The 18,432-nt window shown below is 65.9% G+C and carries 12 protein-coding genes; 10 read left to right on the top strand and 2 right to left on the bottom strand.

Annotated features, from left to right (window positions below; translation table 11 throughout):
• Positions 1–92 precede the first annotated feature (92 nt).
• Complete coding sequence (locus AB0Y14_RS03565; protein ID WP_436587868.1) at positions 93–1,400, bottom strand: glutamyl-tRNA reductase; 1,308 nt, start codon at positions 1,398–1,400, stop codon at positions 93–95.
• A 127-nt stretch (positions 1,401–1,527) separates the two neighbouring features.
• On the opposite strand from AB0Y14_RS03565, the gene hemE reads away from it, so the two are divergent.
• The 8 genes from hemE to hemL all read left to right on the top strand — a co-directional run bounded on the left by hemE (position 1,528) and on the right by hemL (position 10,608).
• Positions 1,528–2,634 (top strand): uroporphyrinogen decarboxylase, encoded by a 1,107-nt coding sequence (gene hemE / locus AB0Y14_RS03560; protein WP_436587867.1) that lies wholly within the window; start codon positions 1,528–1,530, stop codon positions 2,632–2,634.
• 5 nt (positions 2,635–2,639) lie between these two features.
• Positions 2,640–4,172, top strand: a complete 1,533-nt coding sequence (hemG, locus tag AB0Y14_RS03555; RefSeq protein ID WP_436587866.1) for a protoporphyrinogen oxidase — start codon at positions 2,640–2,642, stop codon at positions 4,170–4,172.
• 117 nt (positions 4,173–4,289) lie between these two features.
• Positions 4,290–5,012, top strand: a complete 723-nt coding sequence (gene hemQ, locus AB0Y14_RS03550) for a hydrogen peroxide-dependent heme synthase (RefSeq protein ID WP_436587865.1) — start codon at positions 4,290–4,292, stop codon at positions 5,010–5,012.
• The gene (locus AB0Y14_RS03545) at positions 5,009–6,328 is read left to right on the top strand and encodes a ferrochelatase (protein WP_436587864.1); all 1,320 of its coding nucleotides are present in this window, start codon (positions 5,009–5,011) and stop codon (positions 6,326–6,328) included. The genes hemQ and AB0Y14_RS03545 overlap by 4 nt, the downstream gene beginning before the upstream one ends.
• A complete protein-coding gene (hemC, locus tag AB0Y14_RS03540; RefSeq protein WP_436587863.1) occupies positions 6,325–7,302 on the top strand; it encodes a hydroxymethylbilane synthase in 978 nt (325 codons plus the stop codon). The genes AB0Y14_RS03545 and hemC overlap by 4 nt, the downstream gene beginning before the upstream one ends.
• Positions 7,299–8,180: a uroporphyrinogen-III synthase gene (locus AB0Y14_RS03535; protein WP_436587862.1), complete on the top strand. Its 882-nt coding sequence runs from the start codon at positions 7,299–7,301 to the stop codon at positions 8,178–8,180. The genes hemC and AB0Y14_RS03535 overlap by 4 nt, the downstream gene beginning before the upstream one ends.
• A gap of 47 nt (positions 8,181–8,227) precedes the next feature.
• Entirely contained in the window at positions 8,228–9,229 is a 1,002-nt protein-coding gene (gene hemB / locus AB0Y14_RS03530) for a porphobilinogen synthase (protein ID WP_436588815.1), read from the top strand.
• 41 nt (positions 9,230–9,270) lie between these two features.
• On the top strand, positions 9,271–10,608 hold the full coding sequence (gene hemL / locus AB0Y14_RS03525) for a glutamate-1-semialdehyde 2,1-aminomutase (RefSeq protein WP_436587861.1): 1,338 nt from the start codon (positions 9,271–9,273) through the stop codon (positions 10,606–10,608).
• Here the strand turns inward: hemL and AB0Y14_RS03520 are convergent.
• Positions 10,605–11,327, bottom strand: a complete 723-nt coding sequence (locus AB0Y14_RS03520; RefSeq protein WP_436587860.1) for a 3'-5' exonuclease — start codon at positions 11,325–11,327, stop codon at positions 10,605–10,607. The genes hemL and AB0Y14_RS03520 overlap by 4 nt on opposite strands.
• Before the next feature lie 114 nt (positions 11,328–11,441).
• On the opposite strand from AB0Y14_RS03520, the gene AB0Y14_RS03515 reads away from it, so the two are divergent.
• Together AB0Y14_RS03515 and AB0Y14_RS03510 are read left to right on the top strand one after the other, a co-directional pair.
• A complete protein-coding gene (locus AB0Y14_RS03515; protein ID WP_436587859.1) occupies positions 11,442–14,786 on the top strand; it encodes an ATP-dependent helicase in 3,345 nt (1,114 codons plus the stop codon).
• Positions 14,783–18,430 (top strand): ATP-dependent helicase, encoded by a 3,648-nt coding sequence (locus tag AB0Y14_RS03510; RefSeq protein ID WP_436587858.1) that lies wholly within the window; start codon positions 14,783–14,785, stop codon positions 18,428–18,430. The genes AB0Y14_RS03515 and AB0Y14_RS03510 overlap by 4 nt, the downstream gene beginning before the upstream one ends.
• Positions 18,431–18,432 lie beyond the last annotated feature (2 nt).

Below are 18,432 nucleotides of genomic sequence, written 5' to 3'. Positions count from 1 at the left end.
ACCGCGGGTGGCGGCGGCAAAGTCGGACCATGGGCGTCCCGTGACCACGCCGTCCGGGTCCAGGACACTACTATAAGACTTGTTTGCCCTTGTCAGGACGCTTTCTGTTGCTCCGCGACGTCGTGTCCTGCTGGTGTGGTGTCCTCGACAGGGAAATCCTCTGCGGCCGGCTCCGGGACGGTGATGTCGTACAGAGCCTCGATCGCGTCCATGAACTCCTGCTCGCGCCCTTCCGCGGCCAGTTTCCGAGCCTTGACCATGGGTGTGTGCAGCAGGGAATGCATCATGCGACGCATCGCGAATTCGAGCTGATCCGCCTGGGCGCCGCATCCGTACTGGTGCCTGACCTTGTCCATTTCGGCGTCCAGAACCGCCATGGTGTGACGCCTCAGGGCCACGATGGCATCGTCCACGTTCTGCTGGTTCCTGTGTGCCCTGAACTCGCGGGTGGCCTTCTCGACGATCGTACGGGCCGCCGACACCGATTCGTTGGCCTCCTCCGGCGCGGCGAGCCTCACGGATTCGAGGGTGATGAGTTCGACACCTTCGAGGTCAGCGATGGAAGGATCGAAATCTCTGGTCAGGGCCATGTCGACGACAATGTGGTTGCCTTCTGGGAACGTCTCCGAAGAGAAGGGGACCGATCCGCCGCTGCAACCGATGATGACGTCGGACGCGGTCATGGCCTGAGCCAATTCCGCATCAGTCACGGGTGTTCCCCCGCGCTTCGCGGTGAACTCCTCGGCGCGGCCGGATGCGGAGTACACCCAGACGTTGTGGCAACCTCGTGCGCTGAGCGCAGCCATGGTGGCACCCGCGTAGGCGCCCGTGCCGAAGACCAGCGTGCGGGCCTCCTGCCACGGCGTGGTGGCAACCTCTTCGGCGAGGTCCAGGGCGACGGAGACGATGGACCTGCCCCGATCGCCGAGGGCGGTCTCGGTCCCGACCGTTCGCGCGGTCCTGGCCGCGGCCTCGAACAGGCGGATGAGCTCGCCCGACGCCGAGCCTTCTTCGCGAGCGTTCATGAGGGCTCGTCGCACCTGCCCGGTGATTTCTCGTTCGCCGACCACGGCAGATTCGAGCCCAGTGACCACGGTGAAGAGATGGGATGCGGCGTCTTCGTCCCGGAGGATCTCGAAGGACCCGCGGACGAAGGATTCGTCGAGCTCCGTGGCGTCGGAAATGGTGGCAACCATGGCGTCCATGGCCCGGTCGACGTCGTCGGTCGCGAGTGCCTCACCGTACAGTTCGAGTCGGTTGCAGGTCGAGAGCGTCACGAGGCCCTTGAGCGGACCCTCCTGCACGAGGGCAGAACCGACCGCCCCGACGCCCGTCGTCAACGTGGCGACGGTATTCAGGTCAACGTTCTTGTGCGATGAAACCAGCGAAAACAAAACCACGACTCACTCATAATAACCACGTCCCGAGAGACCGCGAAACACGCTCGGAGTGACTCTCGCGACTCCGTTCCCGTGATGACACCCTGTCCACAAAAACGGTCCGGCAAGTTGGCACAATGGAATCATTATGACGACTCCGAACCACGCGCCCCGGCCGATGTTGACCGAGGCGCAGCTCTCTCGCCTGCCCTCCGAACACCCTCTGCGCGCGGCGGGCACGGACCGCTCGCCCATGATCCGGGCCATGCTCGGTGACAGGCCCGAACACCCACCGGTCTGGTTCATGCGGCAGGCCGGGCGTTCCCTCCCCGAATACCGGGCGGCCAGGGAAGGCACCAACATGCTCGAGTCGTGTCTGACACCCTCCCTCGCGTCAGAAATCACACTGCAACCCGTTCGACGGCACCACGTGGACGCCGCGATCTTCTTTTCCGACATCGTCGTCCCGCTCAAGGTGGCTGGACTCGACGTCGACATCCTGCCGGGCAAGGGCCCGGTCATGGGCACGCCCTTCGACACGATGGAGCGGATCGCCGAGTTGCCCGAGGTTCCGAACTCCGCTTTCGACCCCATTCGCGAGGCGGTCGCACTGATCGTCGAACAGCTCGGCGGCACGCCCCTCATCGGATTCGCCGGAGCACCGTTCACCGTGGCCGCCTATATGGCCGAGGGCGGATCGAGCCGGGACCACCTGGGCCCCCGGACCATGATGTACCGGGATCCCGAGGCCTGGGACGCACTCGCCGGATGGGTCTCCAGAGTCTCGGCCCAGTTCCTGAGCGCGCAGATCGAGGCGGGCGCCAGCGCTGTTCAGCTCTTCGACTCGTGGGCGGGCTCCGTGCCCGAGCGTGACTACAGGGAACATGTGATGAAGTACTCGGCGGAGGTCCTCGCCGCGGTCGAACCCTATGGAGTCCCACGGATCCACTTCGGCACGGGCACGGGTGAGCTCCTGGTGGCGATGAAGGAGGCAGGCGCGGACGTCGTCGGCGTGGACTACCGCATTGACCTGGACCGGGCCGCGGAGAGAGTGGGCCGCGATACGCCGTTGCAGGGAAATATTGACCCGGCCCTGCTGGACGCGGGGTGGGGTGTTCTGCAGAAGCACACCATGGACGTACTCTCGAAGGGTAAGGCCGCCGCTGCCCACATCGTGAACCTCGGGCACGGCGTCCCGCCGGGAACGGACCCCGCCGTACTGACCCGGCTCGTCGAATTCATACACGAAAGCTAGCGTCGATGGCATCCCAACCTCAGAAAGTCACCCCGGACCAGGCCAGCACCCTCAAGAGCCCCGAGGCGTCGGTCGATTCCTCATCGGCCCATGCCCCGGACGCGGTTCGTTCCCGCAAGGCCCGGACCGCGCTCGTGGTCGGTGGCGGTGTATCCGGCCTGCTGGCTGCCCGCGAACTTGCCGATCGTGGCTTGCGCGTGGTGCTCACGGAATCCCGGGACCACTTCGGAGGAGCGGTCGGCGCGCACCAGGTAGCCGGCACGGTTCTCGACTCGGGGGCCGAATCGTACGCGACGCGCAATGCTTCGGTTGCAGAACTCATCGATGATCTCGGCCTGGGAGAGGCGCGGACCACCCCCTCGCGCGCAGGATCATGGCTGTACTTGCCCAGCGGTCCGATCCCCATGCCCTCCTCGGGCATCCTCGGTATTCCCGCGAATCCGCAGGACTCCGATTTGCGTCCCGCGCTCACGGCTGCCGGCCAGCGCAGAGCAGCCATGGACCGGTACCTGCCTTCTTCGGTCGGGGCCCATCAGAAGACCCTCGGAGGCCTGGTCAAGGCACGGATGGGGCAGCACGTCGTCGACGGCCTCGTCGCCCCCGTGACCATGGGCATCCACTCGACCCACCCGAACGAGCTCGACGTCGACGCCGTGGCACCCGGCCTCAGAGAGGGGATCCGCACCTACGGTTCTCTGGGTGCGTCCGCGGCGGTACTCAGAGCGAACTCGCCCGCCGGATCCCAGGTGGCCGGTCTCGTGGGCGGAATGAACCAACTCTCCGAAGCGCTGGTCAACGACCTGACCCGTCGCGGGGTGCGCCTCCTGGCAGGATGCGACGTGATCGCGGTGGATCGTGACGAGGTCACGCAGAACTGGATCGCGATCCGGCGTCAGGAGGGGTCCGCGGGAAAACGGGCCGCGTTGACCGCCGACGTCCTGGTCCTGGCCACGGACGGTCCCACGACCGTTCGCCTGCTGGGGCCCCACCTGGACAGCGACCTGTTGCCCGAGGTGCGCCGCGGGCCGGAGATCGCACTCGTGACACTGGTCCTGGACGCACCCGCGCTCGACTCCGCGCCGCGGGGCACCGGCGTTCTGGTCAGCGACCGTGTCAGGACCGTCCGGGCCAAGGCCCTGACGCACATGACGGCCAAGTGGCAGTGGATCGCCGACCGCGTGGGGGAGCACCGGCACATTCTGCGGCTCTCCTATGGTCGCGGCCCGACGTCGCAGGGGCAGTCCATCACGGAACTGACCCTCTCGGACGAACAGCTCATGAGCCTCGCACTCCACGATGCTTCCCGGATCATGGGCACCAGCCTGAGCCGGAAATACCTGCAGGGGGCCGACGTCGTCCGGTGGAAGACGGCGATGCCGCAGGTCTCGATCGGCCACGCCCAAAAGGTCAAGGCGTTCCGCCAGAACCTCACGAAACTCAGCCGGGTCGCTTCCGTCGGCGCCTGGCTCTCCGGTACCGGATTGGCCTCCCTGGTTCCGGACACGCGAGAGACGATCGCCGATCTCGATCTTGGGTGAGCTACGGTCGGTCGACCGGCGGCCCGCGAGGGGCCGAGCCCGGTCGGAATCTTGTAACCACAGACGCATGAAGCGCCTTGCGACCAAGGCGCCCGCAGTGAAAGGACAGGTCAGTTGATGACTGAACAGAACTCTGGCAGCTCGCAGGCAGGCGCGGACCGCGCGGCCTCTGGGGACGATCGCCTCTACTACGCGCTCTACACCGTCTTCGCGCGTCGGAACGATGCTCAGACGGCCCCGTCGGATGGGGCTGCGGAGGAACTCAAGAAGACCGTGGAGTCGCTCGAGTCCGACGGCGTCGTCGTCCGCGGACTGTACGACGTCTCCGGAATGCGCGACCACGCGGACATCATGGTCTGGACCCATGCGGACAACCCCGAGGACCTGCAGGCCGCGGTCAGGGACCTGCGCAGGACGGAGGCCCTCAAGGGTACCGAGATCGTGTGGTCGACCATGGGTGTCCACCGTGACGCCGAGTTCACCAGGAACCACGCTCCGGCCTTTGCGCGCGGGAAGGACCCCGAAGCCTGGGTTTGCGTCTACCCGTTCGTGCGTTCATGGGACTGGTACTACATGGACGAGAAGCATCGGGCCGAAATGCTCAAGAACCACGGCATGAAGGGGCGCGACTACCCGCAGGTTCTGGCCAACACGATCGCGACCTTCGCACTCAACGACTACGAGTGGGTCCTGGCCCTGGAGGCCCCGGAGCTCGTCGATCTGGTCGATCTCATGCGCCACTTCCGCAACACCGAGGCGCGTCTGCACGTGCGCGAAGAGACCCCGTTCTACACCGGTCGAAGGATCGGTGCCGAGGATGTGGTGGAGGTGCTCCGATGAGCTTGACCCGCATCGACCCGATTCCCAACCGGACCGATCCCGACAACACGGCCAGCAACGGCCCGAAGTCACTCGAGGACGCCGACGGCTTCGTCTCCGAGGAGACCATCGACCGGACGCGCTCGCAGGCTCCGGAGAACTACGACGCCGTGATCCTTTCGTCCTTCGGCGGGCCGGAAGGCCAGGATGATGTGATTCCGTTCCTGCGCAATGTCACGGCCGGGCGCGGGATCCCGGACGAGCGCCTCGAAGAAGTCGCTACCCATTACCGTGCCAATGGCGGGGTCAGCCCGATCAACGAACAGAACCGACAGCTGCTCCAGGCCCTGCGTGACGAGTTGGCCGAGAACGGTCCGAACGTGCCGGTGCTGTGGGCGAACCGCAATTGGGAACCGTACGTCGCCGACGTCGTCCAGGAAGCCTACGACAAGGGGTATCGCAAGCTCCTCGTCCTGGCCACCAGCGCTTATCCCGGCTATTCGAGCTGCCGACAGTACCGCGAGGACTACGGCATCGCCCTCGAGAAGCTCGGCCTCGGGGAAGACCTCCGGATCGACAAGCTCCGTCAGCACTACGACGCCCCGGGCTTCATCGAGTCCTTCGCCGAGGGCCTCACGCAGGGCATTCGAGAGGTCAAGGCGAGGATCGGCGCGAGCGACAAGCACGCTGCCGGCAACGGCCGGGTGCGTATCGTGTTCTGCACCCACTCGGTGCCGACGACCGCGGCCAACGAGGCCGGCCCACGCGGTGTGGAGTACGAAGGAGGCTCGGCCTATGTCGAGAAGCACCTCCAGGCCGCTCGTTCCGTACTGCGCCTCGTCGAGGAAACGGACGCCGAACTACTCACCGATTGCGACTGGGAACTGGCGTACCAATCCCGGTCCGGCTCGCCCTCGACTCCGTGGCTCGAACCAGACATCAATGATGCTTTGGAAGCGCTGGAAGGTTCCGTGGACGGCGTGGTCATGGTTCCCCTGGGTTTCGTCTCTGACCACATGGAGGTCAAGTGGGACCTGGACACCGAGGCCATGGAAACCTGCGAGAACCTCGGGTTCGAGGCCGTCCGGACGCCGACGCCGGGCACGCACCCGGCGTACGTGCGGTCACTGCGCGACCTCATCGCTTCCCGATTCGTCGAGACGGCCCCCAGCACTGACCCCCGAGAACTCGACGCCCTACGCGTCAGTGCATGCGGGGGCAAGGGCTGGTTCGATCAGTGCGATTCCAACTGTTGCCTCCCGGCACGGCTCAAGAACCCCAAGCCTGTCATCGCCGACCACCCGGTCGGGGCGGCCGCGGACTCCGAGGCCGTATGACCCGGGTCCTGGTGGGAACGCGCGGTTCCGCGCTGGCAACGACCCAGTCCCAGTCCGTGGCGGACATGTTGGTCGAGGCAGGACAGGACGCGCAGCTCAAAACGGTGACCACAACGGGGGACATCACCTCGGGGCCGCTCGCCCAACTCGGAGGGACGGGTGTTTTCGCGGCGGCGCTCCGGCAGGAATTGCTGGGTGGCGCCGTGGACGTGGCGGTCCACTCGCTCAAGGACCTGCCGACCAAGGACCTGTTCGAAGGCAAATTGTCGCTCGTCTACCCGCCCAGGGGCGATCCTCGTGACGTGCTCGTGGCTCGGGACGGCTTGCGTCTGGACGACCTGCCGCCAGGATCGAGCATCGGAACGGGGTCTCCCCGGAGGGCCGCGCAGATCCGTGTTCTGCGCCCCGACTGCTCGGTCACCGACATCCGCGGAAACGTGGGAACACGGTTGTCCCGAGTCGCCGGTCTCGAGCACTACGCCACGAACGACAAGGGCGTGGGCCGAGGAACCCACGGCGATCTCGACGCCGTCGTCCTCGCTGCATCGGGCCTGCAGAGGCTGGGCCTCGAGGACGTCGTCACGGAGTACCTGGATCCCACGAAGGTTCTTCCGGCGCCGGGCCAGGGCTGCCTGGCCATCGAGTACCGAACCCGGGACACCGAAGCGGAGTTGATGACGACCCTTGCCCGGATCGATGATGCCGAGGCGCGGCTCACCGTGGAGGCCGAACGCGCCCTGCTCCTGCGGCTCGAGGCAGGCTGCGCGGCACCCATCGGGGCCCATGCACGGGTGGACGGAGAGTCGCTGACGCTCGACGTCGTCGTCGCCGACCCCCGTGGTACGGAGACCCTCCGGGAAACGAGGTCCGCGCCGGTTCGCGATGAGCATGCCGCGAAGGCCCTCGGGACCGAGACCGCCGAAGTTCTCTTGGAGCGTGGCGCGGCCGAGTTCACGGAGCTGACGATCGAGTGACCCGACAGGTCGACGCCGCGGACCGGGAGGGCGCGGCCGCGCCGCGTGTCCTGGTGACGCGCACGCCGGCGCGGTCGGCCGAGCTGGTTGAGGGGCTGACGGGCAAAGGATTCGCTCCCGTCGTGAGCCCCCTGTCCGAGGCCCAAGCGGTCTCAGGACGTGCCGGATCGGACGCGTTCGGCCTTCTGTCCGGAGGGCCTTACGACGTCGTGACCTTCACCAGCGCCAACGGCGTCTGGGCCTCCGACATCCTGACGCGCGAGCACTCGGCGCGTTCGCTGGGAGAACTCTTCGGGCACGCCCGCGTCTGGTGCGTCGGCGATGCCACCAGAGCGGCCGCGATGAGTTCGGGCCTGACCGTTCGGAATCCGCCGCGAGAGAACAGCGCGGCGGGAATGCTGGAGGAATGGACGAGAGTTATGGGGGAGGGAGCGGACCAATCCGTGCTGTGCGTGCACGGCGAACCGGCCCGCACGGAACTGGTGGACGGCTTGCGCGATCGCGGACATCGGGTCCGGGAAGCCACCGTCTACGAGCAGGTACCGTTTCCCGCGGCGCGGCCTCTCCTCGAGGGGCAGACCGACCAACCATGTCCGGCGCCCGTGCTCGGGCGGGAGGCGACGTCGAAGTGCCTCCGGGCCGAGGGGCCGGATGCGATCGACGCCGTGGTGGCAACCTCGCCCCGACTGCTCGAGACGCTTGCGGGCTTGGGGCCCATCCGGGTTCCGGTGATCTGCATCGGGCGCACCACCGAGCGCACGGCCCGGGAACTGGGCCTGGAAGCCATCCGATCCCCGGGGACATCGGCCGCGCACCTGACGGACACGGTGTCCCGGGTCTTCGGGTACGACGAACACCAAACGACACACACGAGTTGAGCAGGAAAGAAGTGATGACCGTGAGCGATACGACCGCGTCAGGAAATCTGGATCTGGTCCGGAGGCCGCGTCGGCTCCGGACGAACCCGGCCATGAGGGACATCATCGCGGAGACGCGACTCCACGCAGAAGACCTGATCCAGGTGCTGTTCGTCCGTGACGGCATCGACCAGCCGACTGAGATCGTGTCGATGCCGGGCCAGTACCAGCACACCGTCGAATCCCTGGTGGAGGCCGTGCGAAGCGCCGTCGATGCCGGCGTCAGGTGCGTCGATCTGTTCGGAGTTCCTCGGGACGAGGACAAGGACTCGGAAGGGTCGGCCGCGTGGGATCCCGAGGGAATCCTCAATCGCGGAATCGCGGCCGTGCGGCGGGAATTCGGAGATCAGGTGGTCATCATGGCCGATACGTGCCTCGACGAGTTCACCGACCACGGGCACTGCGGACCGCTGACCGTGGACGGAACGGGCGAGACCGTGGTGGACAACGATCGCAGCGTGCGCCTCTACGAGCGCATGGCCGTCTCCCAGGCCCGAGCCGGAGCGCATGTGGTCAGCCCGTCCGGAATGATGGACGGGCAGATCGCAGGGATCCGCCAGGCTCTCGATGAGCAGGGCTTCCAGGACGTCTCGATCATGGCCTACTCCGCCAAGTACGCTTCCGCGTTCTTCGGTCCGTTCCGCGACGCCGTCGGTTCGTCCTTGCAGGGCGATCGGAAAACCTATCAGCAGGACCCGGCCAATCGGCGCGAATCCGTTCTCGAGACCCAGCTGGACCTCGAGGAAGGAGCGGACATGGTCATGGTCAAGCCGGCGATGGCCTACCTCGACGTCGTGCGCGAAGTGGCCGACCTGTCGACCGTGCCCGTCGCGGTCTACCAGGTCTCGGGCGAGTACGCGATGATCGAGGCGGCCGCGGCCAACGGTTGGGTTGAGCGTGAGCGAATCGTGCTCGAGGCCCTGACCGGAATGCGGCGTGCCGGGGCAGACCTCATTTTCACCTATTACGCGACCGAGGTTGCCCAGTGGCTGAGCCAGGGCAAGCGATAGGGTCCGCGACAGAACACCATCACACTGAGCAGGAGGACATCTTGACCGTATCCGAGGAACTCTTCGAACGCTCCCAGAGGGTCATCCCGGGCGGGGTGAACTCGCCGGTCCGCGCGTTCAACTCCGTCGGCGGAACGCCGCCGTTCATCGTCGACGCCGAAGGGCCCTACGTCAAGGACGCCGACGGCAACCAGTACGTGGACCTGGTCGGTTCGTGGGGCCCCGCTCTTCTGGGGCACCGGCACGAGGCCGTGATCGAAGCGGTGCATACCGCCGTGGACCATGGTCTGTCCTTCGGGGCCTCGACCGTGGGAGAGACGGAGCTGGCCGAGACCGTGGTCGACCGCATCAACCGGTCGGCCACGAAGGGGTCCGCTATTGATCAGGTTCGCCTGGTGTCCACGGGAACCGAAGCGACCATGACGTCGATCCGGTTGGCCCGCGGGTATACCGGCCGCGACAAGGTCATCAAGTTTGCTGGTTGCTACCACGGCCACGTGGACGCTCTGCTCTCCGAGGCGGGGTCCGGCGTCGCGACCCTCTCGCTGCCCGGATCGGCCGGCGTGACCCAGGCGACGACCGCCGAAACCATCGTGGTCCCGTACAACGACCTGGACGCGGTCCGAACCGCCTTCGAGAAGTACCCCGGCGAGATCGCCGCGGTGATCACGGAGGCCGCCCCCTGCAACATGGGGGTCGTGACTCCGGGACCGGGGTTCAACGCCGGTCTGCGCGAGCTGACCCAGGAATTCGGCGCCCTCATGATCTTCGACGAGGTCCTCACCGGTTTCCGCGCTTCCTCGGCCGGATACTGGGGCCTGACCTCCGCCGAGGAGGGAGGCTGGGCCCCTGACATCTACACCTTCGGCAAGGTCATCGGTGGTGGGATGCCCATCGCCGCTCTCGGCGGGCGTCGGGAGATCATGGAGTACCTGGCACCCAACGGCCCCGTCTACCAGGCCGGAACGCTCTCGGGGAATCCTCTGTCCGTTGCGGCGGGAATCGCGACGTTGCGGAACGCAACCGGCCAGGTCTACTCGACGATCGATCGTGCCTCTTCACACCTCAGGAAAGAAGTTGGGGCGGCTCTGGACGCCGAAGGGGTGCAGCACTCGATCCAGACGGCCGGAAACATTTTCTCCGTGGCCTTCGGCACGGGCGAGAACGGCGTGCGGAACTACGAGGACGTCAAGGCGTCCGAGTCCTACCGCTACACCGCTTTCTTCCATTCGATGTTGGATTCGGGCGTATACATGGCGCCCTCGCCCTTCGAGGCCTGGTTCCTCTCGGCCGCTCACGACGACGCCGCGATGGACCGCATCGTCTCCGCACTGCCGGCCGCGGCCCGCGCCGCGGCGTCGTCGGAGAGGCCCCGCTAGGAGCGCTCTCCGTCCGGCTGGACGGGCCAGTCGCCGTTGACCTTCGAGGTCTTGCCGATTTTGTCGAAGTACGCCTGGAGGTCCGCGGCCTGTTCCCTGGCCCAGCCGATTTGAAGATCGTGAAGTTCCCCGGCTGGCATGTCCAGCTGGGGATACTTCCGGGTCATTGCCCCGGCCAACCTCTCGGTGGCCAAGCAATCGGCCGCCGAGGTGTGGGCGTTCTCCAGTTCGACCCCATATTCCCGGGTGAGGTTGCTCAGGGTGCGTTTCCCCTTGTGGTACTTGTCAACCTTCTTGTTGAACACGAGAGGGTCGAGGACCGGGTACGGGGTGAGGTCGGGCATCTCGCAGCGGCGGAGTTCGCGGGCGAGCACGGTGAAGTCGTACACGGCGTTGAACGCGAAGATCGGGACGCCGTCGGAGAACAGGCCGCCGATAGCCGATGCCAGTTCGTAGACCACCTGTTTGAGAGGAGCACCGTGTTCCTGAGCGTGTTCGGTCGTGATGCCGTGTACTGCGGCGGCCTCCTCCGGGATGGGAACACCGGGATCGGCGAGCCATTCGCCGTGCCGGAGGACCTCGCCGTCGGGGGCAATGAGGATCAGCGACGCCGTGACGATGCGCGCCGTCCTCGGATTCGGGCCCGTGGTTTCCAGATCGAAAGTGGCACGTGGGCACTGCGTCCATGGCCGCGTTCCGGCCGGTGCGTCGCTCGTCATGATCACCACCGTACCCGGACTCGCTCCTGACTCGCGCGTCACTTATTTCGTTCCGATCAGGGCCTTGACCTCAAAGGGCCTTAACTTGTCGGTCCGCCGTGGTGTGATGGTCACATGAGCCTGAACGAACCGGCCATGAGCCACCAGCGGTCACGCCCTTCGGCCGCGGACCTGATTCTGGGCGCCCCCGGAACGGGCAAGACCACCGCCTTGATCGATCGCGCACTGGACCACGTTTCCAGGGGCGAAGGCAACGGATCTTCGGCCGAACAGGTCCTTCTCCTGGCACCCACGCGGACGCTTGCGGATTCCCTGCGGGAAAAGTTCTCCCAGAAACTCTCGGCCACGGTGTCCTCGCCGCCGGCGCGGGCTTGGCACTCTTATGCGTTCGATCTGTTGCGGCGGGGCCACGCGGAAGGGCTTCTGGAAGGAGTCGACTTCGAGCCGAGGCTGCTGGCTGGTCCGGAGCAGGACGTGCTGATCGGCGAGATGCTTCGGGCCCATGCGGAGGGATTGGGCGCCCGGCCCGGATGGCCCCAGGACCTGACCGAGGCCATGAGTACGCGAGGGTTCCGCAGGGAGATTCGAGAATTCCTCGATCGTTGTGCGGAATTCGATCTGACCCCGGCACGGGTCCGAGAATTGGGCGAGTTGCTGAATCACCCGGAGTGGATCGCGGCCTCGGAATTCCGTGTGGAGTACGAGCAGCTCAGGCGGCTGAGAATGCCTCAGGCCTATGATCCTTCGGCCTTGATCCATCAGGCCGCAGAGTTCCTGGAGGAGCACCGCGATTTTCTGGCCAAGGAGCACGAGCGCCTCAGACTGGTTCTCGTGGACGACCTGCAGGAGGCAACACCCGCGGTGATGCGGTTGCTCGAATCTCTCGTGCCGGCGGGCGCCGCGAATCCGCCGGAACTCGTGATGACGGCCTGCACGGATACCGTGGTCCAGGGATTCAGGGGAGCGCGTCCTGAGGTGCTGTCCGATCTGTCCCGGAGGTTGCGGGCCTATCCTGAGATCCACACGCGGCGGCTCGAGCACCAGCACCGGATGCCGGCGCGGCTCGCCGAGGCATTCCGCCGAATTGCGGAGCGGATTCCGGTGGTGGCCAGGGCCCGGCACGATCGGTCGCCGGCGCCGGACGTGACGGCTCGTGCGGACACGGGGCAACTTGCGATCCGACTGACCGCCTCCGCTCAGCACGAGCTCCGGTTGATTTCCCAGGGAATCCTCGAGGAACACATCCGGGGCGGAAGGCCGCTGGATGACATGGCCGTGATCGTCCGAGACGGTGCCTCCTTGTCGAGGATCAAACGTCACCTGGAATCCGATGGCATCCCTGTGTCCATACCGGTGGCCGAAGCCCCATTGCGCGAAGAACCCGCCGTTCGGCCCTTCCTCGATGCACTGTGGCTCGCGGCGGGCGAGGAAACCGAGGCGGATCTGCCCAGAGTCTTGTCCCTCTTGTCCTCGCGCTTGGGCGGCGCCAGTCCCACGACGATTCGCAGGATCCGACAGTCGCTGCGGGCCGCCGAATTGCGGTCGGGAGGGACTCGATCCAGCGACGAACTTCTTCTGGCCGTGCTGAACACGTCCCCGGACGGCACAGAGACGTCTCGGGGACGGCGAGGCCCCCGGACCGGGACCTTCGAGGAGCGGGCCCAAGTGCCGCTGGACAGGCTGAGAAGGGTTCTCGCCGCGGGCAGACGAGCCATGGGGGCCACGGACTCGACGGCGGAGACCGTCCTGTGGGCGCTCTGGGAGGCCAGCGATCTGGCACAGGAATGGCTTCGGAACTCCCGGGGCTCGGGCCCGGCCGCCCAGAGGGCCGACCGAGACCTGGACGCCGTTCTTGCACTGTTCGAGGCGGCCGAGCGCTACGTCGACCAACAGCCGGGTGCAGGAGCCAGAGAATTCCTGGAGTACATCGACAGCCAGGATCTGCCGATGGACACGTTGGCACCCCGATCAGCTGGCGGAGCATCGGTTGCTCTGGTGACCCCGGCCTCCTCGGCCGGTCACGAGTGGGGATGGGTTCACATCGCCTCCGTCCAGCAAGGCACCTGGCCCAATACCACCCTGCGTGGGGGTCTTCTGAACACACCTGAACTATCCGATATCGCCCTCCTGGGCGTCGAACAAGCAGCACGGGTGACACGGCGAAATCGGCTCAGGGAAACTCGGTATGACGAACTGCGGATGTTCGCCACGGCGGTCAGTCGTTCGTCCTCAGCTCTCGTAGTCAGTGCGGTATCCAATGACGAGGACGAACCGAGTGAATTCCTCGACATCCTCGACCCCGGTGTCATGTCCCGAGTCGAGGTAGAACCGGTGCGCCGGCCGATGACGCTGAGAGGCCTGATCGCGGAACTTCGGCTGTGGGCCCAGTCCGCCGAACACCCCGAGGTGGCCGAGAGGGCGGCCCAGCAGTTGGCGAAGATTGCTCGTGAACCGGCGGAGCCACGCCCGGAGTCCCACGGACACCGGCCCGATAGCTCTCCCACGGACGGGGAAAACGGTTCGAGCGAAAGGGCCGGGATCCCAGGGGCGCACCCCAGGGACTGGTGGGGTTTGGCCCCGCTGTCCGACGACCGGGCACCCTTGAACCCTGCCGATCCGGTTCCGTTGTCACCCTCGAAGCTCGAAACGATCAAGAGATCCCCCGTGGACTGGTTTGTCAGTTCCGCGGGTGGCGAGCCCGCGAGCGACCTGTCTCGGTCGGTGGGAAACCTCATCCACGAGCTCGCCCGGGACATGCCGGAAGCGTCCGGACACGAACTCGAGCAGGAGTTGCGCGAGAGATTCGGCGACCTCGGTCTGCCCGATACGTGGGAGACCCGGGTCCTCTACGAGCGCGCGGTAACCATGATCCGGAAATTCGCGGCGTATGCCGTGGATTCCCGACTCTCCCTCCACAGGAAACTGGTCGGGGTCGAAGGCGGATTCACCGTACTCGTTCCGGGACCGGCCCGAGACGCATTGCTCTCCGGCCGGGTCGACCGGCTCGAAATCGACGAACTCGGCAGATACGTCGTCATCGATCTCAAAACCGGCAAGACCGCGCCCACCTCGGCGGAGGTCCTGGAACATCCGCAACTGGCCGCATACCAGGTCGCGCTGGAGGCCGGTGCGGGAAGGGAAATGTTCGATGAGGGCGGCCGGGAACGGCCGCGAGAGGAGCCCCTGGTCTTCGACGGCGCAGGACTGACCGAGCTGTCCGGAGGGGCGGCGCTCGTCCACCTGGGCACCTCGACCAAGGGGTACAAGCTTCAGTCCCAAGATGCCCTGGACAAGGATGACTCCTGGGCCGTGGAACTGATTCGAACCTGCGTCGAGCTGGTGGCCCACGAGAGGTTCCAGGCCCGGCACCACGAGTCCTCGGGAGGCTTCGGTCTCACATGCCGTTTGCCCGAAATTTGTCCACTGTGCTCATCAGGGAGGCAGGTCACTCAACCGTGAACGAATCCGCTTTCACACACTCGGCAAAGTACTCTCCGGAGGACATCGCGACGGCGCTCGGACAGCCACTGCCGACCGCGGAACAGTCGTCCATCATCAGCGCGGACGCAGCCCCGCGTCTCGTGATCGCCGGCGCCGGGTCGGGCAAGACTGCGACCATGGTCGACCGCGTCGTCTGGCTCGTGGTCAACGGTTACGCCAGACCCGACGAGATCCTCGGGGTCACCTTCACCAAGAAGGCCGCAGCGGAATTGCGCCATCGCATGACGCAAAGGCTCGCCGTACTCCGGGAGCAGGGCCTGTACCAGCCCGAAACGGAGAGCGACGAACCCATTCTCGACCCGACCGTCAGCACCTACCACGCGTACGCCAAGTCACTGGTCTCGGAATACGGATTGCGGATGGGGATAGAGAAGGATGCGACGCAACTCGGACAAGCCCAGTGTTACCAGTTGGTCGCACAGACTGTGGAGGCTTGGGACGGCGACCTTCCTGAGAAGGTCCCCGCTGCCTCGACGCTGGTCGCGAGTGTTTTGCAATTGTCCGGGGAATGCTCAGAACACCTGCGCTCGCCGGCCGAGGTGGTGACCTACTGCCAGGACTCGCTGGTGACCCTGAGGAACCTGCCGAACAACCACCCCAAGCGGCTCAAGAAGGAGGAGAAACTGCGTGGAACCCTCGTCGAAAAATTAGAGCAGAAACTCCTGGTCGCTCGCCTTGTCGAGAGATATCACCGGGTGAAACAGGCGATGCAGGTCATGGACTTCGGCGACCTGCTGGCCCACGCGGCGACGATGGCACAGGGAGTCGAATGCATGAGCGCCGAGCAGCGCCAGCTCTATCGCGTCGTGCTTCTGGACGAATTCCAGGACACGTCCCACGCCCAAATGGTCCTCTTCTCCAATCTTTTCGGGAACGGACACTCCGTCATGGCCGTCGGAGACCCCAAACAGTCCATCTACGGGTTTCGGGGGGCCTCGGAAGGCCAACTCTTCGACTTCTACCGGTACTTCCCGTCGGTACACGAGGAAGCCGACTATCTGACGACGGCGTGGCGCAACGGAGTGCGTATCCTCGAAGCGGCCAACACCATCGCTCAGCCGCTGTCGACCAGGGGCGATTGGGTGCGGGCCGAATCCATGGTCGAGGTGCCGGATCTCGCGCCGAGACCCGAGGCGCCGGATGGACGGGTCCTGTGCGGTGTCTGGGACAGCGACCATCGGGAGGCCGAAGCCATGGTGGGAACCATCGCCGAGCACAGAACGGATGCCCAACGGGAAGGTCGCCCCGTACCGAGTGCGGCCGTCCTGTGCCGTGCCCGCCGCCACATGGAGACCGTGCGGGCAGAATGCGAACGTCAAGCCGTCCCGTATCAGCTCGTCGGACTCGGGGGTCTTCTCGAGACCCCCGAAGTCACCGACATGGTTGCTGTGCTTCGCGTCCTTTCGGATCCGTCGCGGTCGGATTCTCTGATGAGAATCATGGCCGGTGCCCGGTGGCGCATCGGTCCTCGAGACCTCATGGCATTGAACGACTGGGCCCGATTCCTGGCCCGTCGTCGTCGGACTGCGGTGCTCTCGGGGATGGCAGAGGACCTCACGACCCCCGAAGGTCAAGGACCGGGCGAGGACCCGACGGGCGGGGACGCATCCGACGAGCGATTCCAAAAGGCCTCGCAGCGCCTCGATGCCCTCCTCCGGGGCGGCGGAGACCAGAGTGAGGGCTCAAGTCTTGTGGAAGCCCTCGAGACGCTTCCCGAACCCGGATGGACTTCGGCCGCCGGCCGCTCACTCAGCGCGGAGGCCCGCACGCGCCTCGAACGACTCAACGCGGAGCTCGAAGAACTCCGAGGGTACCTGGGGGAGGACCTGATGAGCCTCATGTATCACATCGAACGAGTGACCATGCTGGACATTGAGCTCGCGTCCAAACCCGGCCGTGACGTCCATCAGGCGAGGGAGAACGTGGATGCCTTCTACCAGGCTGCCGCTGACTATTGTTCGAGCGCTCCTCGGCTGGCCGCGAGCCTCGAGGCCGGCGCGAGCGTGGGCTCCGGGGCGGAGGATGACGCCGCCGCATTCTCGGATCTCAAGGAGCACCGTTACACCGTGACCTCCTCGGCCACGGGCGTTACCGCCTTCCTCGCGTGGCTCGATGCGGCCGTCGCCGAGGAGTCCGGCCTGCCCATGCCCGTGCAGCCCTCCGACTCATCGTCAGTTCAGATCCTCACCGCGCACGCCGCCAAGGGGCTCGAGTGGGACGAGGTCTACGTCCAAGGACTCACGGAAGGTGGATTCCCCTCGAGCACCGTGGACTCGTGGTTTTCCAGCGTGGGCGCTCTGCCCTGGTCCATGCGGGGTGACGCGAGGTATTTGCCTCAGATCGAGCTGGATTGTGGCTCGACGCAAGAGCTGGAGGAATTCGGCGCCGTATTCCGCGAACACAACCTGGCGCGAACGATCGCGGAGGAGCGCCGCCTGGCCTACGTGGCCACGACCAGGGCACGCGATGTTCTCTTCTTGTCCTCGAGCCGTTGGAGCGGGACCAAATCCACGCCGAATACCGTCTCGAGGTTCTTGGAGGAGGTGATGCAGATCTCGGGACCCGACTCACTGACCCCGGAGACGATCCACGAGGCGAAGATGCCGGAAGAAGGGGCATCAAATCCTCAGAGGGAAATGATTCAGGCCGCTCTGTGGCCGTTCGATCCATTGGCACGACCCGTCGTCACAGAGTGGGACTCGGAGGAAGAACTCGACGCCCTCGCCTCCGTGCCTGGCTCCGGACAGGGCGGGATGGACGACGAGCCCGCCGTCTCGAGGAGGCCGGACGTGGAACGGGCAGCCTCCCTGGTCATGGCCCACCTGGACATACCGGACGACGCCGAACCGGCGACGTCGGGACGAGCCTCCGGGGGATCCTCAGGCGCGGATCCGGCGGGCCTTCCCGACAGCCAGACCTGGGCCGAGGAAACCGATCTGCTTCTTGCCCTGCATCGGGCCACCGGGGAACGGGATTCCGAACCCGAGATCCCCGCTCACGTCAGTGCGTCGCTGGTGGTCGACCTCGCCCAGGACCCGAACAGGGTCATTGAGCAGATGCGTCGACCGATGCCTCGCCGGCCCGAAACATCGGCTCGTGCGGGAACCCGCTTTCACGAATGGGTCGAGCACCACTACGGAACGACCGGCATGCTCGACTTCGGGGAGGACCCGACGGCCGGAGAGGATGCCGACGCCGGCCTGTCGGCGCTCCAGGAACTTTTCCGTCAGAGTCCCTGGTACGACCGGCAGCCATGGGCGGTCGAGTACCCGATCGAGACACCCGTCGCAGGGTTCACCGTGCGTGGACGGATCGACGCCGTCTTCCGAACCTCGGACCCCGAAGGCGGGACACGCTGGGAACTCGTCGACTGGAAGACCGGCCGGGTGCCCCGTGGAGACGACTTGTCGCACAAGGCCGTCCAGCTGGCGGTGTACACATTGGGGTTCGCCCGACTGCACGGAATAGATCCTTCGGAAATCTCCGCCTCGTTCTACTACGTGGCGCACGGAGAAACCGTCACCCCGCCGTCGATCGCGGACGAATCCGAACTGTCAGAACTGCTGGCACGGGTCAGGGCAGGATCGCCCCCGAACAAATAAGG

The organism is Rothia sp. HC945 (assembly GCF_051370785.1).
In the GTDB taxonomy this organism is placed as follows: domain Bacteria; phylum Actinomycetota; class Actinomycetes; order Actinomycetales; family Micrococcaceae; genus Rothia.
Note: the sequence above shows the minus strand (reverse complement) of the source record. Positions and strands in the feature narration are given on the sequence as shown.